The sequence below is a fragment of the Streptomyces sp. NPDC058697 genome (assembly GCF_042715345.1).
GTDB classification, from domain to species: Bacteria; Actinomycetota; Actinomycetes; order Streptomycetales; family Streptomycetaceae; genus Streptomyces; species Streptomyces liliifuscus.
On sequence record NZ_JBHXSU010000004.1, the window covers coordinates 43,841 to 69,466 of the forward strand.

The 25,626-nt window shown below is 71.2% G+C and carries 27 protein-coding genes and 1 pseudogene; 16 read left to right on the plus strand and 12 right to left on the minus strand.

Features of this window, described 5'->3' with window-relative positions:
• The 3 genes from ssuE to ACFWXQ_RS11065 form a co-directional block, all read right to left on the minus strand.
• The gene (ssuE, locus tag ACFWXQ_RS11055) at positions 1 to 555 is read right to left on the minus strand and encodes an NADPH-dependent FMN reductase (RefSeq protein ID WP_383947572.1); all 555 of its coding nucleotides are present in this window, start codon (positions 553 to 555) and stop codon (positions 1 to 3) included.
• 65 nt (positions 556 to 620) lie between these two features.
• Positions 621 to 1,757 carry a dimethylsulfone monooxygenase SfnG gene (gene sfnG, locus ACFWXQ_RS11060; RefSeq protein WP_307528882.1) on the minus strand — a complete coding sequence of 379 codons (1,137 nt, stop codon included), beginning with the start codon at positions 1,755 to 1,757 and terminating at the stop codon, positions 621 to 623.
• A gap of 151 nt (positions 1,758 to 1,908) precedes the next feature.
• A complete protein-coding gene (locus ACFWXQ_RS11065) occupies positions 1,909 to 1,992 on the minus strand; it encodes a putative leader peptide (protein ID WP_359844138.1) in 84 nt (27 codons plus the stop codon).
• Between the two features lie 137 nt (positions 1,993 to 2,129).
• Between ACFWXQ_RS11065 and ACFWXQ_RS11070 the strand changes: the two genes are divergently transcribed.
• Positions 2,130 to 3,050, plus strand: coding sequence for a LysR family transcriptional regulator (locus tag ACFWXQ_RS11070; protein WP_383947576.1), 921 nt, complete (start codon positions 2,130 to 2,132; stop codon positions 3,048 to 3,050).
• 49 nt (positions 3,051 to 3,099) lie between these two features.
• On the opposite strand, the gene ACFWXQ_RS11075 is transcribed toward ACFWXQ_RS11070, so the two are convergent.
• A complete protein-coding gene (locus tag ACFWXQ_RS11075; protein ID WP_200400627.1) occupies positions 3,100 to 3,288 on the minus strand; it encodes a hypothetical protein in 189 nt (62 codons plus the stop codon).
• A 164-nt stretch (positions 3,289 to 3,452) separates the two neighbouring features.
• On the opposite strand from ACFWXQ_RS11075, the gene ACFWXQ_RS11080 reads away from it, so the two are divergent.
• Both ACFWXQ_RS11080 and ACFWXQ_RS11085 read left to right on the plus strand, forming a co-directional pair.
• The gene (locus tag ACFWXQ_RS11080) at positions 3,453 to 4,982 is read left to right on the plus strand and encodes an SDR family oxidoreductase (RefSeq protein WP_383947579.1); all 1,530 of its coding nucleotides are present in this window, start codon (positions 3,453 to 3,455) and stop codon (positions 4,980 to 4,982) included.
• Positions 4,983 to 5,081: 99 nt separating this feature from the next.
• Positions 5,082 to 6,455 carry a cryptochrome/photolyase family protein gene (locus ACFWXQ_RS11085; protein WP_383947582.1) on the plus strand — a complete coding sequence of 458 codons (1,374 nt, stop codon included), beginning with the start codon at positions 5,082 to 5,084 and terminating at the stop codon, positions 6,453 to 6,455.
• Between the two features lie 47 nt (positions 6,456 to 6,502).
• Here ACFWXQ_RS11085 and ACFWXQ_RS11090 read toward each other — a convergent pair whose 3' ends face one another.
• Positions 6,503 to 7,654 carry a MerR family transcriptional regulator gene (locus ACFWXQ_RS11090; RefSeq protein WP_383947585.1) on the minus strand — a complete coding sequence of 384 codons (1,152 nt, stop codon included), beginning with the start codon at positions 7,652 to 7,654 and terminating at the stop codon, positions 6,503 to 6,505.
• Positions 7,655 to 7,766: 112 nt separating this feature from the next.
• Here ACFWXQ_RS11090 and ACFWXQ_RS11095 point away from each other — a divergent pair.
• Positions 7,767 to 8,381 (plus strand): annotated as a pseudogene (locus tag ACFWXQ_RS11095) (sigma-70 family RNA polymerase sigma factor); the annotation flags it as partial.
• A 133-nt stretch (positions 8,382 to 8,514) separates the two neighbouring features.
• A complete protein-coding gene (locus tag ACFWXQ_RS11100; protein ID WP_383947587.1) occupies positions 8,515 to 8,955 on the plus strand; it encodes an SPW repeat protein in 441 nt (146 codons plus the stop codon).
• Between the two features lie 94 nt (positions 8,956 to 9,049).
• Here the strand turns inward: ACFWXQ_RS11100 and ACFWXQ_RS11105 are convergent, their stop codons facing one another.
• Positions 9,050 to 9,835, minus strand: coding sequence for an ArsR/SmtB family transcription factor (locus ACFWXQ_RS11105; RefSeq protein ID WP_383947589.1), 786 nt, complete (start codon positions 9,833 to 9,835; stop codon positions 9,050 to 9,052).
• 221 nt (positions 9,836 to 10,056) lie between these two features.
• On the opposite strand from ACFWXQ_RS11105, the gene ACFWXQ_RS11110 reads away from it, so the two are divergent.
• The 5 genes from ACFWXQ_RS11110 (at position 10,057) to ACFWXQ_RS11130 (ending at position 13,909) form a co-directional block, all read left to right on the plus strand.
• Positions 10,057 to 11,292, plus strand: a complete 1,236-nt coding sequence (locus ACFWXQ_RS11110) for an aminoglycoside phosphotransferase family protein (protein WP_383947592.1) — start codon at positions 10,057 to 10,059, stop codon at positions 11,290 to 11,292.
• A gap of 53 nt (positions 11,293 to 11,345) precedes the next feature.
• Positions 11,346 to 11,906 carry a GNAT family N-acetyltransferase gene (locus tag ACFWXQ_RS11115; protein ID WP_383947594.1) on the plus strand — a complete coding sequence of 187 codons (561 nt, stop codon included), beginning with the start codon at positions 11,346 to 11,348 and terminating at the stop codon, positions 11,904 to 11,906.
• Between the two features lie 55 nt (positions 11,907 to 11,961).
• Positions 11,962 to 12,507 carry a hypothetical protein gene (locus ACFWXQ_RS11120; protein ID WP_383947597.1) on the plus strand — a complete coding sequence of 182 codons (546 nt, stop codon included), beginning with the start codon at positions 11,962 to 11,964 and terminating at the stop codon, positions 12,505 to 12,507.
• A gap of 84 nt (positions 12,508 to 12,591) precedes the next feature.
• A complete protein-coding gene (locus tag ACFWXQ_RS11125) occupies positions 12,592 to 12,858 on the plus strand; it encodes a GlsB/YeaQ/YmgE family stress response membrane protein (RefSeq protein WP_200400619.1) in 267 nt (88 codons plus the stop codon).
• Between the two features lie 169 nt (positions 12,859 to 13,027).
• Positions 13,028 to 13,909 (plus strand): GNAT family N-acetyltransferase, encoded by an 882-nt coding sequence (locus tag ACFWXQ_RS11130; RefSeq protein WP_383947601.1) that lies wholly within the window; start codon positions 13,028 to 13,030, stop codon positions 13,907 to 13,909.
• Between the two features lie 10 nt (positions 13,910 to 13,919).
• Here ACFWXQ_RS11130 and ACFWXQ_RS11135 read toward each other — a convergent pair whose 3' ends face one another.
• The 3 genes from ACFWXQ_RS11135 to ACFWXQ_RS11145 all read right to left on the minus strand — a co-directional run bounded on the left by ACFWXQ_RS11135 (position 13,920) and on the right by ACFWXQ_RS11145 (position 16,046).
• A complete protein-coding gene (locus tag ACFWXQ_RS11135; protein ID WP_383947603.1) occupies positions 13,920 to 14,705 on the minus strand; it encodes a GNAT family N-acetyltransferase in 786 nt (261 codons plus the stop codon).
• Between the two features lie 97 nt (positions 14,706 to 14,802).
• Positions 14,803 to 15,522, minus strand: coding sequence for a 2OG-Fe(II) oxygenase (locus ACFWXQ_RS11140; protein ID WP_383947606.1), 720 nt, complete (start codon positions 15,520 to 15,522; stop codon positions 14,803 to 14,805).
• Positions 15,523 to 15,542: 20 nt separating this feature from the next.
• Positions 15,543 to 16,046, minus strand: coding sequence for a methylated-DNA--[protein]-cysteine S-methyltransferase (locus tag ACFWXQ_RS11145; RefSeq protein WP_383947609.1), 504 nt, complete (start codon positions 16,044 to 16,046; stop codon positions 15,543 to 15,545).
• A gap of 284 nt (positions 16,047 to 16,330) precedes the next feature.
• Here ACFWXQ_RS11145 and ACFWXQ_RS11150 point away from each other — a divergent pair, with 284 nt between their 5' ends.
• Both ACFWXQ_RS11150 and ACFWXQ_RS11155 read left to right on the plus strand, forming a co-directional pair.
• On the plus strand, positions 16,331 to 17,611 hold the full coding sequence (locus ACFWXQ_RS11150; protein WP_383947612.1) for an MFS transporter: 1,281 nt from the start codon (positions 16,331 to 16,333) through the stop codon (positions 17,609 to 17,611).
• The gene (locus ACFWXQ_RS11155; protein WP_383947615.1) at positions 17,601 to 18,083 is read left to right on the plus strand and encodes a nucleoside deaminase; all 483 of its coding nucleotides are present in this window, start codon (positions 17,601 to 17,603) and stop codon (positions 18,081 to 18,083) included. Before ACFWXQ_RS11150 ends, ACFWXQ_RS11155 begins: the two co-directional genes overlap by 11 nt.
• Here the strand turns inward: ACFWXQ_RS11155 and ACFWXQ_RS11160 are convergent.
• Entirely contained in the window at positions 18,068 to 19,021 is a 954-nt protein-coding gene (locus tag ACFWXQ_RS11160) for an SDR family NAD(P)-dependent oxidoreductase (RefSeq protein WP_383947617.1), read from the minus strand. The two genes, ACFWXQ_RS11155 and ACFWXQ_RS11160, sit on opposite strands and share 16 nt — an antisense overlap.
• 141 nt (positions 19,022 to 19,162) lie before the next feature.
• On the opposite strand from ACFWXQ_RS11160, the gene ACFWXQ_RS11165 reads away from it, so the two are divergent.
• Both ACFWXQ_RS11165 and ACFWXQ_RS11170 read left to right on the plus strand, forming a co-directional pair.
• A complete protein-coding gene (locus ACFWXQ_RS11165; RefSeq protein ID WP_383947620.1) occupies positions 19,163 to 19,801 on the plus strand; it encodes a TetR family transcriptional regulator in 639 nt (212 codons plus the stop codon).
• A gap of 60 nt (positions 19,802 to 19,861) precedes the next feature.
• The gene (locus ACFWXQ_RS11170) at positions 19,862 to 20,971 is read left to right on the plus strand and encodes an acyltransferase family protein (protein WP_383947623.1); all 1,110 of its coding nucleotides are present in this window, start codon (positions 19,862 to 19,864) and stop codon (positions 20,969 to 20,971) included.
• Here the strand turns inward: ACFWXQ_RS11170 and ACFWXQ_RS11175 are convergent.
• Positions 20,968 to 21,825 (minus strand): GNAT family N-acetyltransferase, encoded by an 858-nt coding sequence (locus ACFWXQ_RS11175; RefSeq protein WP_383947625.1) that lies wholly within the window; start codon positions 21,823 to 21,825, stop codon positions 20,968 to 20,970. The two genes, ACFWXQ_RS11170 and ACFWXQ_RS11175, sit on opposite strands and share 4 nt — an antisense overlap.
• 178 nt (positions 21,826 to 22,003) lie before the next feature.
• Between ACFWXQ_RS11175 and ACFWXQ_RS11180 the strand changes: the two genes are divergently transcribed.
• A complete protein-coding gene (locus ACFWXQ_RS11180) occupies positions 22,004 to 22,528 on the plus strand; it encodes a GNAT family N-acetyltransferase (RefSeq protein WP_383947628.1) in 525 nt (174 codons plus the stop codon).
• 429 nt (positions 22,529 to 22,957) lie between these two features.
• Here ACFWXQ_RS11180 and ACFWXQ_RS11185 read toward each other — a convergent pair whose 3' ends face one another.
• A complete protein-coding gene (locus ACFWXQ_RS11185) occupies positions 22,958 to 23,731 on the minus strand; it encodes a chaplin (RefSeq protein WP_384079389.1) in 774 nt (257 codons plus the stop codon).
• 282 nt (positions 23,732 to 24,013) lie between these two features.
• Here ACFWXQ_RS11185 and ACFWXQ_RS11190 point away from each other — a divergent pair, with 282 nt between their 5' ends.
• Complete coding sequence (locus ACFWXQ_RS11190) at positions 24,014 to 25,624, plus strand: alpha/beta hydrolase (RefSeq protein ID WP_383939591.1); 1,611 nt, start codon at positions 24,014 to 24,016, stop codon at positions 25,622 to 25,624.
• The last annotated feature ends 2 nt before the right edge of the window (positions 25,625 to 25,626 follow it).

Here is a 25,626-nt window from a genome sequence, read left to right on the forward strand (position 1 = left end):
TCAGCCCGCCGCGGCCAGGATCGGCGTACGGCCGAGGGCCTCGGAGAACTGGTCGAGCACCTGGGTCAGTGCCTCGGCGGCCGCGGGGGCCACGGTGAGTCCGCCGTCCTCGCCGACCGCGATGTCCTTGTCGAGGGTGAACCAGCCCTGGACGATGTGCCGGGCGCCCATGGAGCTGAGCACCGGGCGCAGGGCGTAGTCGATGGCCAGCACATGTGCGGTGGTGCCACCGGTGGCCAGCGGCAGCACGGTCTTGCCGGTGAGGGCGTATTGCGGGAGCAGGTCGAGCAACGCCTTGAGGACGCCGGAGTAGGCGGCCTTGTAGACGGGGGTGCCGATGACGATGCCGTCGGCGCGGTCGAAGAGCGCGGTGGCCTCGACGATCGCCGGATGCCTGAAGTCGGCGCCGAGCAGGGCATCGGCGGGGATCGTACGGACGTCGAGCGGGACCACCTCGTGACCCTGCGCGGTCAGCCGGTTGTCCAGGTGGCGCAGAAGCCGGTTGGTGCGGGAGGAGGCGGAGGGGCTGCCGGAGACGGACAGGACGGTGGCCATGGGTCCTCTTTCGGGACGAGGGGCGCCTCCGTGCGGGAGGTGCCTCGGAGTGAAGAAGCGGGCGCTCACGCGTGGACGGGGGCGGACTCCGGCTCGGTGTCCGGGAGTTGGGCTTCCAGTTCGCGCACGAGGGGGAGCACGCGGCGGCCGAAGTACTCGACCTCCTCGTGGTAGTGGAGGAAGCCGAGCAGCAGAAGGTCGACGCCGAGGCGCTTGTACGCGACGATCCGCTCGGCGATCTGTTCCGGGGTGCCGATCAGCCCCGTACGGAAGCCGTCGTTGTACTGGACGAGGTCCTCGAAGGAGGAGTCCTGCCACATGCCCTTGCCGTCCGCGGCGGACTGTCCGGCCTGCTTCACGGCGGCGCCGAATCCCTCGACGGCCTCGCGGTCGGCGTGGGCGACGATCTCGCGGAGGGTCTCGCGGGCCTCGGCCTCGGTGTCGCGGGCGATCAGGAAGCCGTTGAGGCCGAACTTCGGTGCGGTGCGGCCGACTTGGGCTGCCGATGCCCGTACGTCCGCGAGCTGTTCGACGACCCCGTCGAAGTCCTTGCCGTTGGAGAAGTACCAGTCGGAGACCCGGCCGGCCATCGCGCGGGCGGCGGTGGAGTTGCCGCCCTGGAAGATCTCGGGGTGCGGTCGCTCGACGGTGTTGAGGGGCTTGGGCTTGAGGGAGAAGTCGCGCAACCGGTAGAAGTCCCCTGCGAGTTCGGTGTGGTCCTCGGTCCAGATCTGGCGCAGGGCCTGGATGAACTCCTCGGAGCGGCGGTAGCGCTCGTCGTGCTCCAGCCAGGGCTCGCCGAGGGCGGTGAACTCGCCCTTGAACCAGCCGGATACGACGTTGACGGCGAAGCGCCCGTTCGACAGGTGGTCGGCGGTGGCGCCGAGTTTGGCGAGGACGCCCGGGTGCCACAGGCCGGGGTGGACGGCGGCGATGACCTTCAGGCGCTGGGTGGCGAGCAGCAGGGCGAGGCTGAAGCTGGTCGATTCGTGCTGGAACTCGGCGCCGTAGCTGGCCATGTAGCGGACCTGGCTGAGGGCGTAGTCGAAGCCGTTGTTCTCGGCGAGGACGGCGAGTTCGCGGTTGTACTCGTAGCCCCAGTCGGTGCGCTGCTCGATCTTGCTGGTGACCAGGCCGCCGCTGACATTGGGCACCCAGTAGGCGAAGCGGACGGGGTCTGCGGACGGGTTTTCGGCAGGCATGCGGAACTCCTGTTGCGGGGAATTCAGGCAGGCCGAATTCGGCGAGAGGCGGTGCGTCTGCCGAATTCGGGCGGCGGAAAGCGACTCACGGCTTCACGGCAGCCATGGGCGTCGGAGAAGAGGGGGTGAGAGGCGCAGCGGATCCGGTGGATCAGGCCGCGGAGCAACAGGCGGCACTGGAGACACGCGCAAGGTCGACATGGCGTCGCCGCGTGAGGTCCAGTCGCATCATCATGTTCTCGATCGTGGCAGCCGTCGGTCGGGACCGTCAAGGAATACCCGATCGGTCTCGCATCGCGGACCGGCGAATTTCACGAAGGCGTGACAGGGCAGCCCTTGAACAGGGCGGTGCGCGCGCAGCATTCTGCTGGGGTGCGAATAGAGCAGCTGGAATACATCACGGCCGTCACCCGCCTCGGTTCACTGCGCCGGGCCGCCGAGGAACTCCACCTGTCCCAGCCCGCGTTGAGCGAGACCGTACGGAATCTGGAGCGTGAACTCGGGGTCGACCTACTGGAGCGCAAGCGGTCGGGCGCGAAGATGAGCGCGGAGGGCCGGGAGCTGCTGCCGCACATCATCAACGTCCTCGACGCGGTGGACCGGCTGCGGGGCGCGGCGGGCGAGCAGCACCGCATCAGTCGCATGGTGCGCGTCGGCACGGTGAACGCGGCGACGGTGCCGCTGCTCATTCCGGCCGTACGGGAGTTCCGCGCGACGCATCCGGCGACGCAGGTGGAGGTGGTCGGCACCCAACAGTCGGAGATCCACCGGACCCTGTTGGAGGGCGGCTTCGACCTCGGTCTGGTGAACCATCTGGAGGGTGACGACGTGGCCGCCGACTTCGACTCCACGGAGCTGCTGCGCGGGCGGCCGGTGGTGTGCGTGCGGCCCGACAGTCCGCTCGCGTCGCTCCCGGTGGTGTCCGTGTCCGACCTGCTCGCCGAACCGCTCATCGCGATGCGCTCCGGTTATGTGATGCATCGATACGTCCACCGGCTGCTGGGCGACCGTGAGCCGTCCTTCTCCTACTCCACCGACGGCGCGGAGATGGGCAAGCTGATGGTGGCGGAAGGGCTGGGTGCCACGGTGCTGCCCGACTTCAGCGTGATCGACGATCCGCTGGAACGGCAGGGCTCGATCGTCTGCCGTCCGCTGTCCGACGACTCGACGCGGGTGCTGCTGATGCTGCAGCGGCGCAAGGCCGACTCGGTGCCGCGGGCCGCCCACGATCTGCACGAGGCCTTCGTGGCCCGGGCGGCGGCACTCGGGGGAACGGTGACCGGCCGGCCGTGACGCGACGCCCGCCGGACTAGGGCCTGAGGCGGCACCCGCCGGTACGGGATCAGTCCTCGTCGCGCGCCGGGACCACCACGAGGAAGGCGTCCGACTTCAGGTCCATCACGACCGCCGCGGGCTGCCCCTCGGCGCGACGCCGTGCCGCGTACTCCTCCGCGGGCCACGATCCGCGCGGGGCTCCCGCGGGAAACCGCTCCAGCACCTTCGCGCCCATGACGGCAGCCACCTCCAGCATCGACCAACGAGTCTCTTCCTGGACTTCGTCTGCCCCCGATCTGCGCGGACATGTGCCGACGCCCGCGACCCGGATGGCCCCAGTGGCCCGGTCGGCGCATCCAAAGGGGCCTTCACCAGGGAAGTGTTCAGGAGGGGGACAACGACACGGAAGGCTGAGAACTCATGAGCGGTGACGTCGCCGAAGGCGGACTGCGGTGCCTGGTGACGGGCGCGACCGGGTACATCGGCGGCCGGCTCGTCCCGGAGCTCCTTGCCGCCGGCCACCGGGTGCGCTGTATGGCCCGCTCCCCCGGCGCCCTCCGCGACCATGAGTGGGCGGGCGACGTCGAGGTGGTGCGCGGGGACGTCACGGACCCCGAGTCCGTCGCCGCGGCGATGCGGGACATCGACGTCGCTTACTACCTGGTGCACGCGCTCGGCACGGGCAAGGGTTTCGAGGAGACCGACCGCAGGGCGGCGCGCACCTTCGGGGAGCGGGCCCGCGCGGCCGGCGTACGCCGGATCGTCTATCTGGGCGGACTCACTCCCGCCGGGGTGCCGGAGGAGGAGCTGTCACCGCATCTGCGGTCCCGGGCCGAGGTCGGCCGCGTCCTGCTGGACTCCGGGGTGCCGACGACCGTGCTGCGCGCGGCGGTCATCATCGGCTCGGGTTCGGCCTCCTTCGAGATGCTGCGCTACCTCACCGAGCGCCTGCCGGTGATGGTCACTCCGAGCTGGGTCCGTACGCGGATCCAGCCCATCGCGGTACGGGACGTGCTGCGCACGCTGGTGGGCGCAGCACGGATGCCGGAGGACGTCAGCCGGGCCTTCGACATCGGCGGCCCGGAGATCCTGACGTACCGGGAGATGATGGTCAGATACGCGGCGGTCGCGGGTCTGCCCCGAAGGCTGATCGTGCCGGTGCCCGTCCTGACGCCCCGGCTCTCCAGCCATTGGGTCGGGCTGGTCACGCCCGTACCGAACTCCATCGCACGCCCGCTCACCGAGTCGCTGCGCCACGAGGTCGTCTGCCACGAGCACGACATCGCCCGGCATGTGCCCGACCCGCCGGGCGGGCCGATCGGCTTCGAGGAGTCGGTGCGGCTGGCCCTGCAACGCGTCCGGGAGGCGCGGGTCGCCACGCGCTGGTCGTCCGCCTCGGTGCCGGGTGCCCCGAGCGACCCGCTGCCCACCGACCCCGACTGGGCGGGCGGCAGCCTCTACACGGACCGCCGCGAGCTGACGGTCGACGCCCCGCCCGAAGCCCTGTGGCGGGTCATCGAGGGCATCGGCGGTGACAACGGCTGGTACTCCTTCCCCCTCGCCTGGGCCGTGCGCGGTTGGCTGGACCGGCTGGTCGGCGGGGTGGGCCTGCGCCGAGGACGCCGCGACGCGGCACGCCTGCGGGTCGGCGACTCGCTCGACTTCTGGCGGGTCGAGGAGATCGAACGGGGGCGCCTGCTGCGGCTGCGCGCGGAGATGCGGCTGCCGGGTCTCGCGTGGCTGGAGATGTACGTCGACACGGACGAGGCCGGCCGTGTCCGTTACCGCCAGCGCGCCCTCTTCCATCCGCACGGGCTGCTCGGCCACGCCTACTGGTGGAGCGTGTCGCCGTTCCACGCGGTCGTGTTCGGCGGCATGGCCCGCAACATCGCACGGACCGCGGCCAGGACGGAGCCCGCTGCCGCGCGGCTCGGCACGCCCGGTGGCTGACGCCCATCGTCCCTTCCTGTCCCGCCCCGTCCCCTCCGCTCCTCCTCTCCGCTCCTCCCCTCCGCTCCTCCGCCCGTCCCGCAATTCCGGAGTCATGCCATGAACGTCTCGGTCGTCCTGTTCACCTCCGACCTGCGGCTGCACGATCATCCGCCGCTCCGCGCGGCGCTCGACGGCTCCAGCGCGGTGGTACCCCTGTTCGTCCGTGACCGGGCCGTCGACGAGGCCGGATTCGCCGCTCCCAACCGGCTGGCGTTCCTCGCCGACTGTCTGCGGGATCTCGACGCGGGACTGCGTGCGCGCGGCGGCCGCCTCGTGTTCAGGACCGGCGACGTCGTCGACCAGGTGTGCAAGGTGGTCACTGAGACGGACGCCGACGATGTGCACATCGCGGCCGGTGCGAGCGCCTACGCCCACCTTCGCGAGGAACGGCTGCGCACCGCCCTGGAGTCGGAGGGGCGCCGGCTGCACGTCCACGACACGGTGATCACCGCGCTGGCACCGGGGACCGTTACCCCGGCCGCCTCGGACCACTTCGCCGTCTTCACGCCGTACTTCCGCCACTGGGCGCGCCAGCACTTGCGTGATGTGCTCGGCGCACCCCGCGCCGTGCCCGTACTGGAGGGCATCGGTTCGGAAGCACTCCCCCGGCGTGAGGATCTGTCCGGACTGTCGGAGGGGCTGGCCGCAGGCGGCGAAGCAGAGGGCAGGAAACGGCTCACGGCCTGGGTGCGGGGCGGGCTCGGCTCGTACGAGGACCGCCACGACGACCTGCCGGGGGACGCCACCTCGCGCCTCTCCCCGCACCTGCACTTCGGCACGCTGTCCCCCGTCGAGCTCGTCCACCGGGCGCGGAAGGCGGACGGACCGGGCGCCGAGGCGTTCGTACGGCAGCTCGCGTGGCGGGACTTCCACCATCAGGTGCTTGCCGCGCGGCCGGACGCCGCCACGACGGACTACCGCACCCGGCGCGACCTGTGGCGGTCACCGGCGTCAGCCGCGCGGGACATCGATGCGTGGAAGGAGGGGCGGACCGGTTATCCCGTCGTCGACGCGGCCATGCGCCAACTGCGGTACGAGGGCTGGATGCACAACCGGGGACGCCTGCCGACCGCGAGCTTCCTCACGAAGACGCTGTACGTCGACTGGCGGGTCGGCGCCCGTCACTTCCTCGACCTGCTGGTGGACGGCGACATCGCGAACAACCAGCTCAACTGGCAGTGGGTGGCGGGAACCGGCACCGACACCCGGCCCAACCGGGTCCTCAATCCGGTCCTCCAGGGCAAGCGGTACGACCCCGCCGGCGCGTACGTCAGGCGCTGGGTGCCCGAACTCGAAGGGCTCGACGGGGCTGCCGTGCACGAGCCGTGGAAACTCAAGGGGCTCGAACGCGCCGCCTACGACTATCCCGGCCCGATCGTCGAACTCACCGACGGGCTGGCCCGTTTCAGACATGCTCGCGGGCGGGCTTGAGGATCCACCGGTCCGTCAAGCCGCCGACCCGCCATTCCGCAGAGCCGTCAGCCCGCCGGGCCCGGCACGCTGTTCTCGTAGCGAGCCGTGAGGACGGCCAGTGCGTCATGCAGGCTCGGCGGCCGGAGCATGCCCTGCGCCGATCGCCCTGCCCATCCCGGGCCGCCCAGCACGAGCGTCGGATGTCTGCGGGCTCCCTTCACGCCCCAGTGCGTGGCGGCCAGGTGGCGGGCCAGCGGGACGCTCGCCGTGGAGCGTGCCTGGGCCCACAGGACGACGGCCGAGGGCCCCAGGCGCCGTACCGCCGCGGTGAGCGCCTCCGCGGGCACGGCCGCGCCGAACATCCGGGTGGGCAGGCCGTGTTCGGCGAGTCCGGCGTTGAGCGCCTCCAGCGGCAGGGTGTGCTGCTCGCCGGGTACGCAGGCCAGGAGCACCGGCCCCGCGGCGGTCTCCGGCGTGCACGGTCGCGGGGCCGGGGTGACCCGGCGGAGCGTGGTGGAGATGTGCCAGGACAGCAGGTGCTCGACCTCGACATAGCGGTCGCCGGACGACTCCCATCTGCGGCCGACGGCATGCAGCGTCGGAACCATCACGTCCTGCCAGGCGACCGTGAGGCCGTAACGCTCGACGGCCGACGTCAACCGGCCGTCCACGGCCGGGGCGTCGAGCCGGACAGCGGCCCGGGCCAGTCCACGGCACTCCTTGCGGAGGTCGCCGGGGAGCCGCAGGCCCGCCGTGGGTTGCCGGTTGCCGTCGGCGAGTGGGCGCTCGTGGTCGGCGAGTTGGCTCTCATCGTCGGTCCGGTCGGGCAAGGGCGAGGGCGAGCCGATCGTCTCCTTGGCGGCCTTCTCTGCGGCGTGCCCCTCTTTCGAGCCATTCGGAGTCGCCGCGTTGACGGCCCTCTCGTCGACAGCCCTCCGCATCGCGGCGCGCGCCGCCTCGGCGGGCGGGACCCCGGCGGAGGTCAGCCGGCACATCGCCTCCAGCATCGCGACGTCCCGGCTCGTCCAGCGGCGGTGGCGTCCGTCGGCGCGGACGGCGGGGCCCAGGCCGTAGCGACGGTCCCACGAGCGCAGCGTGGTCGGCGACACCCCGAGCCGGCGGGCCACTGTCCCGGTCGTCATGCCCGTACCGGCCGCCTCGACCGCGTTCGGAGAGGTGTCGTCCGGGCGGTTCCGCCCGCCCGTCGGCTCGTACATGGGCCGACTATACGACGCAGAATCGATGCGCATTGATCACCTCACGGCCCGGCTCCGACGATGGCCGCACCGGGGCACGACGTGAGGAGCCATGGTCATGACCGGACGTGCGATGCCCGAACCGCCGGTGGTCCCGGTGGAGGGTGATACCCCCTCATGGGTTCGTTCGAAGGAGTCGTTCAGCGACCAGGAGCCGCTCACCGACGAGGAGTTGGCCCGCCGCCTGGCCGACGGCGACGAGGCCACTCTGGCCGCCGTCCACCACAGGTGGTCCGCGCTGGTCCACACGCTCGCCCGGCGTGCGCTGGGCGACGCGAGGGACGCCGAGGACGTCACCCAGCAGGTCTTCCTGGGGGTGTGGCGCGGCCGTCACGGTTACCGGCCCGAACGCGGCGCGGTCGCGGCCTGGATCGTGGGCATCGCCAAACACAGGATCGCCGACGCGCTGGCGGCCAGGACGCGCCACGCGGAGCTCGTCGCCCGGGCGGGAGCCGTCCTGGTGCTCGGCGATCCCGCGGACAATCAGCCCGAAGCGGTCCTCGACCGGATCCTGATCCGGCGGGAGATGGCGAGGCTGCCCTCGGCCCAGCAACGGGTCCTGCGGCTGACGTTCTACGAGGACCTCACCCAGGCCCAGATCGCCCAGCGCACCGGCTGGCCGCTGGGGACGGTCAAGAGCCATGCCCGACGCGGGCTGTACCGGCTGCGTCACTGTCTGCGTACGGACTACTCAACTCCCGCCTCCTCCGACCCGCTCACCTCTACACATAAAGAAAAAATAAGAGCAGAATGTACATACGCGGCGTCTACCGCAAACCGCACAGTCGCGGTCAGGCCTGCAGAGACAAAGGAGTCGAGTCATGGCCAACGTCTCGAACACCAGAGGTGACATAGCCAGCCACCCTGATGTATCCGAAATGCGGGATCGCTACGCCCGCATGCTCGGTGGTCGCGATGTGGCGCTCGTGGACGGACCGGTGTTCCTGCTCGGTCTGTACTGCGCCACCTCCCCGTGGATACTCCACTACACGACCAGCCAGCCCGCACTCGTGACGCACAACCTCATCATGGGCATCGCGATAGGCGTCCTGGCCCTCGGATTCACCACCACCCCGACCCGGATGTACGGCCTGAGCTGGGCCATGTGCGCGATGGGTACGTGGATGATCATCTCGCCGTGGATCGTCGGCGAGAGCCCCGACGCGGGCGTCGTGCTCAACAACATCATCATCGGCGTTCTCGCCGTGGTGCTGGGGTTCATCTGCGCGGCCACGTCCGCGAAGAGCACATCGCAGACGTAGCAGGACGTCTGCACCGATGAGGACCGTCGGCCGGTCCGCGCGTCCACACACCGCGGGCCGGCCGACGCACGCCGGGCCGGGCGGAGTCTCGGCGCTACGGCACCAGCCACGGCTCCTGCGGCAGCGGGCTGCCGGTCTCCAGGAGCGACTTCAGGTTGGCGAGGACGGCGGGCCAGCCGGCCGACACCTCCTTGACCGCGGTCTCGTCGGCGAGGTCCTCGTGCGTGACGGTGAGCCGGACGATCCCGCCGTGCGGCCGGATGTCGTAGGTGACCCTGGAGTACTTGTCCTCCTGCCCCTCGTCCTCGGGCGCGGCCCAGGTGGCCACCAGCCGGGTGGGCCGCTCGCTCTCCACGACGGTGCCGACCACGTCGGCGATCCCCGATCCGTCGATGCGCCGGTGCTCCCACCGGGATCCGGGGCGCCAGTCCTCGGAGACGTTGCTGTGGCCCCAGTACGAGGCCGTCAGGTCGGCGTCGGTGAGCGCGTCCCAGACTTTCTCGGGCGTACTGGCGATGTAGGTGACGTACACGAATGTCGGCTTGTCGCTCATGTCTTCCTCGGCTCGTCGTTTGACCGCACTGAGCACGCGCAGGCGCGGGCGCTCGAACTTGTCGATCCAGCGCTCCTGGATCTCGTGGAGCGGTACGGGGTTGAGGTAGTGCAGCTTTTCCCGGCCCCGCCGCACCGTGCTGACCAGGTTGGCCGCCTCCAGGACGGCCAAGTGCTGGGTGACCGACTGGCGGGTCATGTCGATGTGCTCGCACAGCTCTCCCAGCGTCTGTCCGCTGTGCTCGTGCAGCCTGTCGAGCAGCCGTCTGCGCGTCCCGTCGGCCAGGGCCTTGAAGACCTGGTCCGTCTCCGCGCCCTTGCCCGGCACTGGCCCACCCTCCGGCTCTGGTTCCTCGTCCGATCGCACACTCAACGTTATGCAGGCAATTGCCTGCATGTCAATCGCCCGGCGCTGTCCACCGTCGCGTCCGGTGCCGCCTTTGCCATCCCGTCGGTGCCGCCTGCCGTCCCGTCTTGTGCCGTCTGCCATCCGGGGTACCCCGGCGATATTCGCTGGCCGCGGGCGGGCGGCTCGCTCAGACTGTCGCGGTGAGCCGAACTTTCAGTGCGTGGGTGACGTCGGGTGAGGACTTTCTCGGCGCCGTCGGCCCCTTCTCCGTCGACGTACCGTGGTGGTCCGAGGTCGAGCCGGTCGTTCAGCGCCTTCAACAGGCGCTCGGGGTGCGGGTGTTGGTGGTCCGCCTACTGTCTGTCGACGGCGGGGAGGGCGGGCGCGACGGCCATGTGACGTACCACGTCGAGGCATTGGAGCGCCCGGGCGTACTGCTCCAACTCCCGGCGGATCCAGGGATGTTGTACGGGCTCGACCCGCTGCGGGCGCCCTGGGCGCGGATCGACGGACTCCGGGAGCTGCTCGACTGGTCGACGCGCACGCTGGCCGGGAGAGGCAGGCCGGTGACCGGGCCGGTGGAGCAGCGCCGCACCTGGAACCTGGCCGGGCTCTTCCGGCTGCCCACCGACCGGGGTCCGGTCTGGCTCAAGGCCACTCCGCGTTTCGCCTCGGACGAGGCGGAGGTCATCGCCACGTTCGCCCGCGTCGATCCGGGTCTGGTCCCGACCGTCCTCGGCTCGGCCGACGGGCGCCTCCTGATGGAGCACATCCCCGGCGAGGACTGCTGGAAGGCGTCTGCGGACACCGCCGCCTCCGGAGTGCGGCGCTTCGTCGCGGCGCAGGCGGCCCTCGCGGTACGACCAGAGGAACGGCCCGCGAGCCTGCCGGACCGTCGTACGTCCGTCTTCGCCGAGCGGGTCCGGGAGTTGCTCGACGGCCCCGTCTCCGCCGAGCTGACCGCCCAGGAGCGCGACGTGGCACGGGAGTTGACGGACCGTTGGCGGCTGCTCGACGAGTGCGGGCTGCCTGACACGGTCGTGCACGGTGACTTCCACCCCGGCAACTGGCGCAGCGACGGCGGGCCGCCGGTGGTCGTCGACTTCGCCGACGCGCACTGGGGCAACCCGGTCCTGGACGCGCTGCGCGTGCACGACTTCCTTCCCGAGGACGTACGAGCGGGAGCCGCGCGCGTCTGGGCGGACGCGTGGCTGGAGCAGGTGCCGGGCAGCGATCCGGCCCGCGCCCTGACCGTCGCCGAGCCGCTCGCGCATCTCGCGTACGCGGTGCGCTACCAGGAGTTCCTGGACGGCATCGAGCCGTCGGAGCGGATCTACCACCAGGACGATCCCGTGTCGGTGATCCGCGAGGCCGTGCGCCGCGCGACCGCTCCCGACCTGGGGCTCGCCGATCTGGGGCGCTCCGTCGTGCGGTGAGCGACACTCACGCGCCCTTGGCCGCCCGTCCGCGCGCGAGGCAGGATCGCCTCATGGACAGCCTGCCGACACTCGCCCCGCCTCCGTACCTGCGGCTCGAAGGAGAGGGTATTCACCTGCGCGAATGGTCCGAGGAAGACATCCCCGCCCTGGTCGGGCTGTACGACGACCCGGAGATCGCACGGTGGACGCCGGTGGCCTCGCCGTTCGACTCGTTGGCGGCGCAGGTCTATCTCAGCGAGGCCCAGGAGGCGCGGGCGCAGGGACGCAAGGTGCAGCTCGCGATCACCACGGACGGGGTCCTGCCCCAGGGCGAGGTGCTGCTGTTCCGCAGCAAGGCCGACGAGCGGGACGTCGAGATCGCCTACGGGGTCGGAGCCGCCCACCGGGGCCGGGGTCTTGCCTCCCGGGCCGTCCGCCTCCTCTCGGAGTACGCGGTGCGCCACACGGGAGCGCGGCGCGTGCTGCTGTGCATCGAGGAGGGGAACGGGGCCAGCATCGCCGTCGCCCGGTCCACCGGCTTCACGCTCACCGACGACGAGCCCGTCCTGCGGACGGCACGCGGACGGCAGATCGCCCTGCGGACATGGAGCCTCACCGGCGACGCCGCGTAACCGTTCGGGCGGTTCTCGATCGCGGGAGCCCGCTCCCGGCTGGCAGGCTGCTCCCATGGATCATGCGGAGGTTCTGCTCATCGGTGGGCGCGCGGGTGTCGGGAAGTCGACAGTGGGCTGGGAGGTCTCGGCCCGGCTGCGGCGGGCGCAGGTCGCCCACGCCGTGCTGGAGGGCGACTTCATGGGGCAGGTGCATCCGGCGCCGGAGGACGATCCGCACCGGGCAGGGATCACCGAACGCAATCTGGCGGCGGTGTGGGGGAACTTCGCCGAGCTCGGCCACCGGCGCCTGATCTACACGAACACCGTGAGCGTGCTGACCGAGGCCGCGGGCATGTTCGAGCGGGCCATGGGCGAGAACGTACGGCTCGTACGGGTGCTCCTCACCGCCTCCGACGCCACCGCGGCCAAACGGCTGAAGGGGCGCGAGCTGGGCTCCGAGCTGGAACAGGAGCTGCGGGGCAGCGCGAACAAGGCCCGGCTGCTGGAGGAACGGGCGCCCGCGGACACCGTACGGGTGGTCACGGACGACCGCGAGGTGATCGACATCGCGCGCGAGGTACTGGACGTCACCGGCTGGACCGGAAACGGCGCCGGCTGAGAGAAACCGCCCGGACTGCACTCACGCCGACGGGGCACTTGTAGACGTAAGGAGTATGACGAAGAGGGGCGAAGAGGGGCTGAGATGGAGATCTCGGGCATCATCAGTGCCATCGTGATCGGCATCATCATCGGTGTGCTGGGCCGGCTCGTTGTTCCGGGCCGTCAGCGCATCGGCATTCTGTGGACGATCGCGGTCGGCATCGTGGCCGCGCTCATAGGATCGGCGCTGGCCAACGCGTTCGACGTGTCCGACACCAACGGAGTGGACTGGATCGAGTGGCTGATCCAGATCGGACTCGCGGCGCTCGGTGTCGCGGCCCTTGACCGGTCGAAGGCAGGGCGCCGCTGACCACGACAGACCGCGGCGCACCGCACACCGGCGCTCCACGAGGCGTCCGCCGTCAACCGCATGGCGCGTCGCAGTACGAAAAGCTGTTGCAGGTCGATCTCCGTCACGGCTAGCGTCTGCGGGTTTCCCCCCGCAGCCCGCACCGCACCTCAACCGTGACGGAGACACCTTGCCGCACCGCATCACCGCGCTCACCGACCCCCAGCCCAGCGCGTCGAGCCGCCGTCTGGCGTGGCTCGCGTCCGACGACGAGGGGGCGCCGGTCGGATCCGCCTTTCTGCGGCTGTTCACCAAGGAAGGGCAGGAGCATCTCGCCGAACTGGAGATCGCCGTGCACCGGACGGAGCGCCGGCGCGGTGTCGGCGCCGGCCTTCTGGACGCGGCCGTCGCGGCGGCCCGGGATGAGGGGCGCCGCTCCGTTCTCGCCCAGACAGAGGCCGGTTCCTCCGGCGATCTCTTTCTGGCGGCGCGCGGTTTCCGCAGGGTGCTGGCGCTGACGTACGCCCGGCTCCCACTGGCCGACGCCGACCTCCACCGGATCGACGAGATCGTCGAACAGCCCCATGAGGGTTACCGGTTGGTCCAGTGGGACGGCACGGTACCGCCCGAACTGGCCCTCACCTTCGCCCACTCGCGCCGGGCCATGGACGACATGCCGATGGACGGCACCGACTACGGCACGGTCGTCTGGGACGTGGACCGGGTACTCTCGGCCGCCGAGGCGATCGCCAAGCGGGGCGAACTCCTGCACACCGTCGCCGTGGTGGACACCACGGACGGGTCGGTCGCAGGCTTCTCCGAACTCGTCGTTCCCGGCGACGGCCGGGGAGACGCACAGCACTACGGGACCGGCGTGCTGCCCGAACACCGAGGCCACGGTCTCGGCCTCTGGATGAAGGCACAGTCCATCCGGCAGGCCCGTGAACACCACCCGGAACTCGGCGGCCTGCTCACGGACACGGCCGACAGCAACGCACACATGCGCGGCATCAACGACACGCTCGGCTATCTGCCCACGCACAAGGCGGTGGAGTACCAGCTCGATCTGTGAGGCGGCGTCGTCACAGCCGTGCGATGGGGTGCACGTACGGCGTGGTCGTCGTCAGTGGGGCGAAGCCGAGCCGGTCGAGGATGGGGCGGCTCTCGTCTGAGGCGTCGACCTGGAGGTAGCGGTAGCCGCGGTCGGCGGCGATACGGGCGCGGTGGGCGACCAGGGCGCGGTAGATGCCGCGGCCGCGCCAGGCCTCGGCCGTGCCGCCGCCCCACAGCCCCGCGAACCGTGTGCCGGGGATGAGTTCCATACGGGCCGAGCTCACCGGCACGTCGTCGGCGAGGGCCACGACGGCGACCACGGTGTCCGGCTCCTCGGCGAGCTGGGTCAGCAGCAGATGGCGGAGCCGGGAGCTGTCCGTGCCGAAGGCCTGCTCATGGACGTCGGCCACGAGGTCGACGCCCGCCGCGTCGGTGACAGGCCGCAGCTCGATGCCCTGCGGCGGCCGGACGTCGAGGTCCAGCTCGCCGACCTCGGCGATCATCAGCGTCTCCTCGGGTTCGGCCGTGAAGCCGGCCGCGCGCAGCCGCCGGCCCAGATCGACGGGCCGGTCGTGCCCGTACAGCTTCCACTCGAACTCCAGGCCCAGGCTGGTGAAATGGCGCACCTGCTCGGCGATCGCCGCGTCCGCGTCGGCCTCCGAGAGGTCGGACCAGAGCACCCCGTTCCAGCCCTTCTCGGGTCCGACGTGCCGCACCACCCCCGGGACGCGCTCCACCACGGAGTCGAGGCCGAAGGGGCGCGCGCCCTCGCGCATGTCCCGGTCGAACAGTGCCAGTACCGCTGCGTGATCCATTACGCCACTCCAGCATCCGCGGGACGGGCGGGCAACGGAGTTTCGGGCGAGTGGGTGCTCCGGGCGCCGACCGGGTGATCATTCGGCGTCCCGGTCGTCATTTGGCGTCGTGGAAGACCAGCCCGAGCGTGCGCCGCCGCCCGGAGCGGACCGTGCTCACCCCGTGCCGCATGGGCCCGGTGGACCAGCCCCGCCTGGAGGCCACGGGCCGGTCGCGGGTGGTGAAGATCAGGCCGTGGCCCTGGGGCAGGGTCGTGGACGATCCCCTGGACTGGGCGCGCGGGCGCTGCTCGGTCATGATGAACTCGCCGCCCGTGAAGTCGGCTCCAGGGGCGTCGAGACCGATCACGACCTGGAGCGGGAAGAGCAGGTCACCGAACACGTCCCGGTGCAGGGCGTTCCAGTCGCCCGGCCCGTAACGCAACAGGATCTGGGCGGACTTGGACTGTCCGGCCGCGTGGCACCGCTCCACCCACTCCCCCAATGTGTCGGGCCAGGGCGCGGGTTGGCCCAGCCTCTCGGCCCAGTCGCGGGCGACGGGCAGGAGCCGCGGGTAGAACGCCTCGCGCAACTCCCGTACGACATCAGGCAGTTCATGCGTGAAGTAGCGGTACTGGCCGGAGCCGAAGCGATGGCGGGCCATGTCGATGGTCGAGCGGAATCGGTCGTCCTCGTCGTACAGGGCGGCGATCCCATGGCACTGCCCTGGGGTGAGGAGCTGTCCTGTGAGCGCGTTGCCGTGCTCGTCGAGTTCGCCGGTCAGGGCGACCCAGTCCTGCGCCGCGACCCGGGCCGCCGGGTGTGTGGTGTGGTTCATGGTGAGAGGTGCCTCAGGGGTCAGAGGAGGGTGGGCTGCAGGACGCCCTCGTGGGTGAGGAGCCGTACCTTGCGCTCCACACCTCCGGCGTAGCCGCGCATGGTGCCGTCCGCGCCGATCACCCGGTGGCAAGGGCGCACCAGCAGCAGGGGGTTCGCTCCGATCGCCGCGCCCAACGCCTGGATCCGTGCGCGGGGCACACCGAGCCGCTCGGCGAGCGCGCCGTACGTGGTCGACGTGCCGTACGGGATCTCCTCCAGCGCATGCCACACGCGCTGCTGGAAGTCCGTACCGCTCGGGGTGAACTCGATGTCGAACTCGGTGAGTTCGCCGGCGAAGTAGGCGGTCAGCTGCCGGACGGCATCCGCGAAGCGGTCAGGGTCGCGCCGCCAACCGGGCTTCACAGCAGGGGCGTTGCGTTGCCCCGGCATGGACAGCGATGTCAATGTGACGCCGTCCGGTGTCTCCTCACCGACCAGTAGCAGCTCACCCAGCGGGCTGTCGATCGTCGTAGAGACGGTCATCGTGGCCTCCCTTTCACACGCTTTCGTTCCACTCCTCATACTGGGGCGTCCCGATCACGGACGCTGGCGGGATTCGGACGCCACGCTGCCCTGCGGATGCCAGTGGTCAGCACATGGCGGACTCCTGGCTGGGCGGCCACATCGCGGTCGAAGCGTGGAGCTGTCGCCCCTACCTCCCCGGGAGTAGCCCGCCGACGGGTCCCGGGGGCGCCGCGGCGGGAGCCGGTCTCGGCCGCCCGGCGGGCTTGCCCTCACACTGATGTGAACGTTTCACCATGGGCCGTATGACGAGCGCACCGATCGCCGAAGGCCCCGGCACACCCCCGTCCAAGCCCGAACCGAGGACCGCTGGGCCCGCTCTGCCCCTCTCGGGGCTGCTCGCTCTGTCCACGGCCGCCTTCACCGCCGTACTGACGGAGCTCCTTCCGGCAGGTCTGCTGCCGCGGATGGCACCGGATCTCGGGGTCTCCGAGGCGCGGGTGGGCTTCCTGGTGACGGGCTACGCGGTCGCGTCGTTCCTCACCGCGATCCCGCTCACCGCCGCGCTGCGCGGGCTGCCGCGGCGGCCCGTGCTCATCGGTGCGCTGTTGGGTTTCGCGGCCGCCAACGCCGTCACCGCGTTGTCGTCCTCGTACGGGCTGACGTTCGGGGCGCGGCTCGTGGCCGGAGCGATGGGCGGCACGCTGTGGGCGATGCTCGTCGGGTACGCGGCCCGTATGGTGCCCGCCGAGCGGCGCGGCCGGGCCATCGCGATCGTGCTCGCGGGCATCACGCTCGCGCTCTCCCTGGGGCTTCCGGCGGGCACCGCGCTGGCCGACGCACTCGGCTGGCGTGCGGCCTTCGCCGCGCCGGCGCTGCTGGCCGTGCTGCTCGTGGTGTGGATACGCCGCCGGGTGCCGGACTTTCCGGGTGAGGCGCGGGGCGAGCGCGTTCCGTTGCCTCGCGTCGCCGCGCTGCCCGGCATCGGCACGGTCCTGTCCGTCACGCTGACGCTGCTCGTCGGCCATCAGGTGATGTACACGTACGTGGCACCGTTCTCGGAACACGCGGGCTTCGGCCGTACGGGGCTGGTGCTGCTTGTATTCGGTGCCGCGACCGTCGTCGGGATCTGGCTCACCGGGCTCTTGATCGACCGGCATCCGCGCCGGACCCTGCTGAGCGCGCTCACCCTGCTCGCGTCCGCGATGCTCGCGCTGGGCACGTACGCCGGTCATGGAGCCGTGCTTCTGGTCTCGGTCGCCCTGTGGGGCGTGGCGTTCGGCGGCGCGCCGACGCTCATCCAGACCGCGCTGGTCGACGCCTCCGGTCCCGCGAACGCCGATGTGGCCACCTCGCTGCAGGCCACGGTCTACAACGCGGGCATCGCGGCCGGTTCCCTCAGCGGCGGTCTGATCCTGGAGAGCTCGGGCGCCGAAGCCCTCCCCTGGACGACGTTCCTGCTGGTCACGGTCACGCTCGCGATCGTGGCGGCCGGGCGCCGGCACGCCTTTCCCGCGCGGCGCGGCACGGAGTTGAGTACGGTCGGTCCAAGGTCAACAGGAGGGCTGGTACGGCATGGTGAGTGAAGCCGAGCTGAAGCATCTGCGCCGGTGTGTGGAGCTCGCGGCCGAGGCCCTGGACTCCGGTGACGAGCCGTTCGGGTCGGTCCTCGTGGGCGCGGACGGCACGGTCCTGGCCGAGGACCACAACCGGGTGGCCTCCGGTGACCGCACCCGCCACCCGGAGTTCGAGCTGGCCCGCTGGTCGGCGGCGCATCTGACGCCGGAGGAGAGGGCCGCCGCGACCGTCTACACCTCCGGCGAGCACTGCCCGATGTGCGCGGCGGCGCACGCCTGGGTGGGCCTCGGCCGCATCGTGTACGTGGCATCCTCCGAGCAACTGTCGTCCTGGCTCGGAGAGTTGGGTGTTCCCGCTTCCCCGGTCCGTCCGCTGCCGATCCGGGAGGTGGCACCCGGCGTGCTCGTCGAGGGGCCGGTCCCGGAACTCGCCGACGAGGTGCGCGCCCTGCACCGGCGGTTCCATCACGCGGAGGGATAGGCCCCCTTGGCGGCGAGCAGCCGTTCCAGTTCCTCCCAGAGTTCGGCCTCGCGGGCGGGGTCGTACGACGCGGGCGAGGACCGGACGGGACGGCCGCGGTCGAGATAGCTCCCGGACGGGGCGACCGGCTCACCGACCGCCGCGTAAGCGAGTTTGCGTCCCGACGCGCGCGGGTTGGTCGAGCTGGGATGGACCCGGGTGAGGTGCAGCAGGCTGTTCCAGGCGAGGCGGTCCAGCGGTCCCGCCTCGCGGGCGAGGCCGGTGCCCGGCATCAGACCGGGGTCGAAGGTGTAGACGCCGATGCCCTCGGGGGTGCGGCGGTCCAGCTCGTGGGCGAGGTGCACGGTGGCCAGCTTGCTCGCCGCGTACGCGGACCGGCCCGCCCTGACGGTGTCGGCGTCCGGGGTCGTCCAGGGCAGCGCCAGCTCGGCGACCGGAGCGGTGCGCGGCGGCGGAGTCAGCCCCCAGGTGTGCCGGAGGTCCCCGAAGTGCGTGCCGCTGCCGACGAGGACGATCCGCCCCGGTGCCGTCAGCCGGTCCTGAAGCCGCCGGATCAGCAGATGGTGCCCGAGGACGTTGGTACCGAAGGTGACTTCGAAGCCGTCGGCCGTCCGGTCCGTTGCGGTGACGGCCTGCGTGCCCGCGTTCGCCACCACGGCACGCAGCGGCGGGAGCTCCTCGGAGTCGAGCAACTCCCTTATGGAGTCGGCCGCTTGGTGTACGGAGTCGAGTGAACCCAGGTCGCAGGCGACGCCGCGCACCCGCGACGAACCGCTCTCGGCGGCCAGCCGCGCCGCGAGTCCGTCCGGGTCCGAGCGGACGGCGACGAGGAGGTGGAGGTCGGGGCGGTCGCGCAGGAGTGTCAGGGCGGTGGCACGTCCGAGACCACGGCCCGCGCCGGTGAGGAGGACGGTTCCGGGAGAGGGGATGACAGACATGGCTTGCTCCGGCCGTGGGAGAGGAGGTGAGGCACGCGAAGACGGAGAACCAATCCCCGTGAAGGAAAATAGGTTCCCGATACCAAACGGTACTTGATACCATTATGGATCGGGTACCCCGCGGACCGATATCCTGGCCCCATGGACAACGGCAAGCCGCTGAGCAGCGACGACGAGATCCCTCTCCGGGAGCGCAAGCGGCTGCGGACCCGCGGGGCCCTGATCGACGCGGCCATGGAGCTCTTCGTCGAGCACGGCTTCGAGGCGGTCACGGTCACCGACATCGCCCGCCGCGCCGAAGTCGGCCGGACGACCTTCTTCCGCTACTTCACGGACAAGCAGGAGGTGCTCTTCGCGGACGAGGACCAGCACCGCGAGGCCCTCGTCTCGGCCCTCGACGACGCTGCCGCCGCCCTCGCCCCCATCGGCGCTTCGCTCGACCACGCACTGGACGCGGGCCGCGCGGGCCTGAGGGCGCTGCTGGGCAGCATCGCCGAACACACCAGATGGCTGGCCGAGCGCGAGCGGCTGATCAACGGGGATCCCGCACTGCTCGCCCGCAGCCTGCTGAAGCAGCGCGCGTACGCAGCCGCGGCGATCGAGGTGCTGGAGCACCACGGGGCCGACCGGGAGACCGCCGTGCTCGCCGCCGCCGTCTGCCAGGCCTGCTACGAGGCCGCCGTCGCCCTGACGGACGCCGAGCCGGACCGGCTCCCGGCCGCCATGGAGGCCACTTTCGAACGGCTGTCCGCGCGGGGAGCGAACGTACGCGACGACTGAGCCGTACGAGAGGGGGCAGGCGGGACGGATCGGTTCCCCGCCCCGAGGCCAGGAGATGTGGTGTCGCAAGACTTATCAGCCCCCGCGCCCGTAGCTCTGCGGGAACGCCTGCCGGAGAAACGGGCCAAGCCGGCGTCCGCGCGCAGAGACCCGTACTTCGACAACGCGAAGTACCTCACCATCGTGCTGGTGGCCTGCGGTCACGCGTGGGAGCCGCTGACCCACGGCAGCAGGGCCGCGACGGCGGCGTATCTGACCGTGTACGCCTTCCACATGCCGGCGTTCGCGCTCATCTCCGGCTACTTCTCCCGGAGTTTCGACATGGCGCCGGGCCGGGTGCGCCGGTTGCTGACGACAGTCGTCGTGCCGTACTTCGTCTTCGAGATCGCCTACACGCTCTTCTACCGCTGGGCGCAGGACGATCCGGGCTATCCGTTCAGCCTGCTCGATCCCTGGTACGTGATGTGGTTCCTGGTCGCGCTGTTCGTCTGGCGGCTGACGACCCCGATCTGGCTGGCGCTGCGCCACCCGGTGCCGGTCGCGCTGGGTTTCGCCGTGCTGGCCGCCGTCTCACCCGACCTGGGCGGGGACATCTCGATCCAGCGGATCCTGGGCTTCCTGCCGTTCTTCGTACTCGGACTGACCCTGCGCGCCGAGCACTTCGAGCGGCTGCGCACCTGGCGCGTACGGCTGCTCGCACTGCCGGTGGCCGCTGTGGCGCTCGGTGCGGCCTACGCGGTGGCGCCCTGGTTCAGTGCCGGATGGTTCTATCACCGGGGCAGCGTCACGGGTCAGGGCGCGCCGGCCTGGGCAGGGCTGTTCACCACCCCGGCACTGTTCCTGCTCGCACTGGTCCTGACCGGCTGCTTCCTGGCCTGGGTACCGGGCAGGCTCCTGTGGTTCACCGCTCTGGGCGCCGGGACGATGTACGGCTATCTGCTGCACGGCTTCGTCATCAAGGCGTCCCGCTTCTGGGACTGGTACGACCACGCATGGGTGCGCACCCCGCTCGGTGAACTGGCCGTCACGGCGGCCGCCGTGGCGCTCATCACGGTGCTGTGCTCGGGCCCGGTCCGCTCCGTGTTCCGGTTCGCCGTAGAGCCCCGCATGGCATGGATGTTCAGCCACCGCGGCGAGACCACGACGACCGACAGACGCCCGTCCGGCTAGCCCAGTTCGAGTGTGGTGACCGCGTAGACCCGGTCCGTGGCGTACGGGCGGACGGATCCCGTGTACATCCGGGCCGTCTCGAACGACGGGGTCAGCCCGTACTCCTCGGCAAGGGCGACTCCCGCCGCGTTCGTCTCGGGCATGTCCACGGACACCGGGCGCCCGTCGGCCTCGGCGACGAGTGCGGCGAAGAGGGCCCGGGCACCCTCCGCCGTGTCGGCGAACAGCGGTCCGATACGCAGCGAGGTGAGCGCGGGCCGGATCACGCTGTAGCCGGTGAGCCGCCCGTCCACGATCCGGACCAGCGCGCGGTGCCCGGGCCCGGTGAGCCAGTGCTCGACGAAGCGCGCCCGGTCGGCCGGGTAACAGGCGCTGTCGTAGGCCGTGATCGCTTCGAGGTCCGCCGCCTCGGCGGCCCGGACGCCGGATCCGGCGGACTCCCCCGCGGCCGGGACGCCTCCGAACCGGAAGGTCTTGTAGGCGAGTTCGAACCCCGACTGACGGTAGTTGCCCTGCTGGGCGACCACCCCGTCGAGTCCGACGGTCCGGCCGCCGGCATGGGCGAGGGCCGTCTTCCAGGTGGTGAGGCCGTAGCCACGGCCCCGCAGATCGGGGCGTACGAGATAGCAGCCCAGGAAGGCGTAGTCGGCGCCGTAGTTGACGACGGAGATCGCGGAGACCGGCTCACCGTCGATCCTGCCGAGGAAGAACCCCTCGGGATCCTGGGTGAAGAAGCACGCGCCGTCCGACTCCCCCGGATCCCACCCCTCGTCCGCCGCCCACCCCTTGATCACGAGCCAGTCGTCGAGTGAGGCCTGCGTGACGACGAGGCCTTCGGGGCTCGGAGGGGTCATCTGTGCGCTCCATTCGTCGGAAGGGGTCGGAGGGGACGGAACACGGCGAGCGGAGTGCGGTGATCGGCCGCACCGCGCAGCATCCTTCCCGATGGCCGAGGTGCGTGGCGCGGCAATGAGCCAGTGTCCTTCGGAGGAGGGAGTACAGGGCCAACAGCCGCACCTAGGGTGGCCGTTCATGGATCATGTGACACTGCGCCCGGTGGGCAAGGACGACCTGACCGTGATGGAGCGGTTCCTGACCGACCCGGAGGAGGCCTCCCCCTTCCAGTGGTACGGCTGGTGGGACACCGGACGCTGGCGCCGGCAGTGGTCCGAGACCGGCCTGATCACAGACGACGCGGGCCACCTGATCGTGGCGCTCGACGGGGAAGCGATGGGATTCGTGGCCTGGCGCAGGATCGTCGCCACCCGCACCTCGTACTACTGGAACATGGGGATCGCCCTGCTGCGGGAGGCCCGCGGCAAGGGGGTGGGTACGCGGGCGCAGCGGCTGCTGGTCGAGTACCTGTTCGCGCATACGCAGGTGGTCCGGATCGAGGCGGACACCGAGGTGGAGAACATCGCCGAGCAACGGGCCCTGGAGAAGGCGGGGTTCACCCGCGAGGGCGTGCTGCGGAGTGCGGGGTTCCGCGATGGGCGGTGGCGGGACGTGGTGCGGTACAGCGTGCTGCGCGAGGACGTGGCCCCGGCGGACTCCTGAGCGCCGGGTCGTGAGGGGTGTGCCGGGCGGTGAGGGGCGGCGCCGGGCCGTGAGGGCGCGCCGGGGATTGAGCGGTGTGCCGGGCACGAGGAGCACGCGCAGGGCACGAGGGGCGTGCGCAAGGCATGAGGGCGCGCGGGCGTTGTCAGAGGGAGACCCCACCGGTTGGTGTGCCCGGTGGGGTCTTCCGTCCTCGGAGGTGTCACTCGGCTGAGAATCGACGCGGTGTCCTGCCGTGCGTGATTCAGCGCACTGCCGAGGGCGGTGCACGGACGACCGTGGGTACGGATCCGTCCGCGACCGGGACCACGTCCGCGGGCCCGGTCCGAGTGGGCGACCGCAGACCGCCGGGCGGGCCGGATCGACGTACGGTCGCCGGTTCGGGCCGATGACCGGCCGCGAACCCGGCGGACCGACCTGAGGCTCCGGTCAGGAGCCGTCCGCGGACTCCGGCCCACCCGCACCGGCATGCCCGGACCGGGGCGTGACAGCCGTCCGGAAGCGCCGGTAGAGCGCGGCGCCGCCCAGCATCAGCGCGGCGCTGGCCGCGAGCGTCGGGCCCGTCAGGTCCGTGCCGGTCTGGGCGAGGGACGCTCCGGGCTCCTGCGGCACGGCCCGTGGCGCCTCGGGCTCCACATCCGGCTTGGCCGGCTTGGCCGGCTTCGCCGGTCGCTCCGGCTTCTTCGGCGGCTCCACCGGCTTCGGGGCGGGGGGCGACACCGGGTTCTCCGGGTGGTGCGGCCGCTCCCCGGACGTGTTCGTGGACTCGTTGCCGACGGCGGGGTTGCCGATGCCGACAACGCTCACCGAGTTGCCGGTGACGTTCACGGGGAGCTGGACCGGGAGCTGGATGCCGTTGCCGGAGATCACACCTGGTGAATCCTTTGCTCCGCCCTCGGCGACCGCGCCGGCGGAACCGTCATGGGGACCGCCGCCCTTTCCGTCGCCGCCCTTGCTGTGGCCGCCCTCGTTGGCGCAGCGGTTGCCCGCTGCGGGGTTGAGGAGTCCGACCACGTTCACCGTGTTCCCGCACACGTTCACCGGAACGTGCACCGGGAGCTGAATGGTGTTGCCGGAGATCACACCCGGCGACTTGGCCGTGCCGCCGTCCGCCGCGGAGTCCGCGTACACCGGCATCGTCACGGCCACGGCGCCCGAGGCGGCGGCCGCGATGATCAAACCATTTCGGGCGACCCGTTTCATAGGTTCCCTGCCTTCCAGACATGGTCGCGGGCACTCACCCGCACCGGATAAAACGCCGGTGGGCGATGCGGGTTAGTGGGTTGCCGATTTTTCACCCCAACGGGCGGTGCCTCAGTCGAACTGTCCGGCGCGATGCCGTGACACCGCGCCGTGGGGCGCGCGGCGCGCAGAGTAAGGCCTCCGGCGCAGGTCCGCCCGCCCGGAGGCGTGGCCGGGGGTGCCCCCTTATCGTGATCGAGGGGGAATTCCCGGCTGCGCGCCGGGGCGTCCCGGGAGGCATTCATGCTGTCCACGCATCAACGCCGCGCGTTCACCGGCGCCGTGACGCTGGCCCTGCTGGGAGCGGGGCTGCCTTCGATGGCCGCGGCGGACACCGACCGTCCCGATCTGTCCCGCTTCTACGACCAGCGGATCAAGTGGTCCGCCTGCGAGGGCGACGGCCTGCCCGAGGACCTGCAGTGCGGGAAGGTGACCGTCCCGGTCAACTACGCGAAACCGGCCGACGGGACACTCGACCTCGCCCTGGCCCGTGTCCGGGCCACGGGGAAGTCCAGGGGTTCGGTGGTGCTGAACTTCGGCGGCCCCGGCGGGCCCGGAGTCAGCGAACTCGCCGCGGGTGGCGAGGACTTCATGGGCCTGACCGACGGCTATGACGTGGTGACCTTCGACCCGCGCGGCGTCGGCAGAAGCTCTCCCGTCAGCTGTGGCGAGGGAACGAGCGAGGGAACGGGCGAGGGAACGGGCGAGGCCGCGGACGAGGCGGATCCCGACGCGGACGACAGCGACGACCCGCAAGCCGCTCTCGACCTGCTGCGCAGGGCCGCCGCCGAATGCGCCGAGCACTCCGGGCCCGTGCTGTCCCACATAGGCACGGTCAATGCCTCCCGCGACCTCGACGTGCTGCGCCAGGCCCTCGGCGACAAGAAGCTCAACTACCTCGGTTTCTCGTACGGAACGCGGCTGGGCGCGGTGTACGCGGCCCAGTTCCCCAAGAAGACGGGCCGGTTGGTGCTCGACGGCGTGGACACCCTCACCGAACCACTGAGCGAACAGGGAATCGTCGGCGCGCAGGGCCAGCAGACAGCGCTTGAGGGCTTCCTCGACTGGTGCACCGAGGACATCAACTGCGCGTTCGGACAGGACACGCGCACCGCCCGGCAGGACGTGGTCCGGCTGGTCGACTCGCTGGACGAGGACCCGGTGCCGGGGGACTTCGGCGAACCGTTCTCCGGCCAGGATCTGGTGGGCGCGATCGTTCAGGCCCTCTACAGCAAGGAACTGTGGCCGGCCCTCTCGCAGGCGCTGACCTCGCTGGTCCAGGACGGCGACACCCGGGGCATCATGCGGTTCGCCGGCGGCGGTGTCTCCCTGCCCGGCGGCATCACGGTTCCCGGCGACGGCGGGCTCGCCGATGACGGGGAGGGCGGCCTGGTCGACGAGGGCGACATTCCCGTCGACAACCTCCCGGCCGCGCTGATGGCCGTCAACTGCGCCGACGACCCCGACCGGCCCACCGCCGACCAGATCACCGAGGACATCGACCGGCTGCGCGCCGAGTACGACGCGGCCTCACCGGTGTTCGGCGAGTACCGCCTCACGCAGGTCCTGATGTGTTACGGCCGCCCGAAGGGCACCACCTACATCCGCGAGCAGGTCCGCGACGTCGACACCCCGAAGCTGCTCCTCGTCGGCACCCGCGGCGACCCCGCGACCCCGTACCGCTGGACCACGGAGACCGCGGCACGGCTCGGCTCGTCGGCGGTCGTCCTCGACAACAAGGGCGAGGGCCACACCGGGTACGGGTCCTCCAAGTGCGTACACCGCAAGGTCGACGACTTCCTGCTGTACGGGTCGCTGCCGGCCGACGGGAGCTCGTGCGGGGCGGAGGAGTGAGG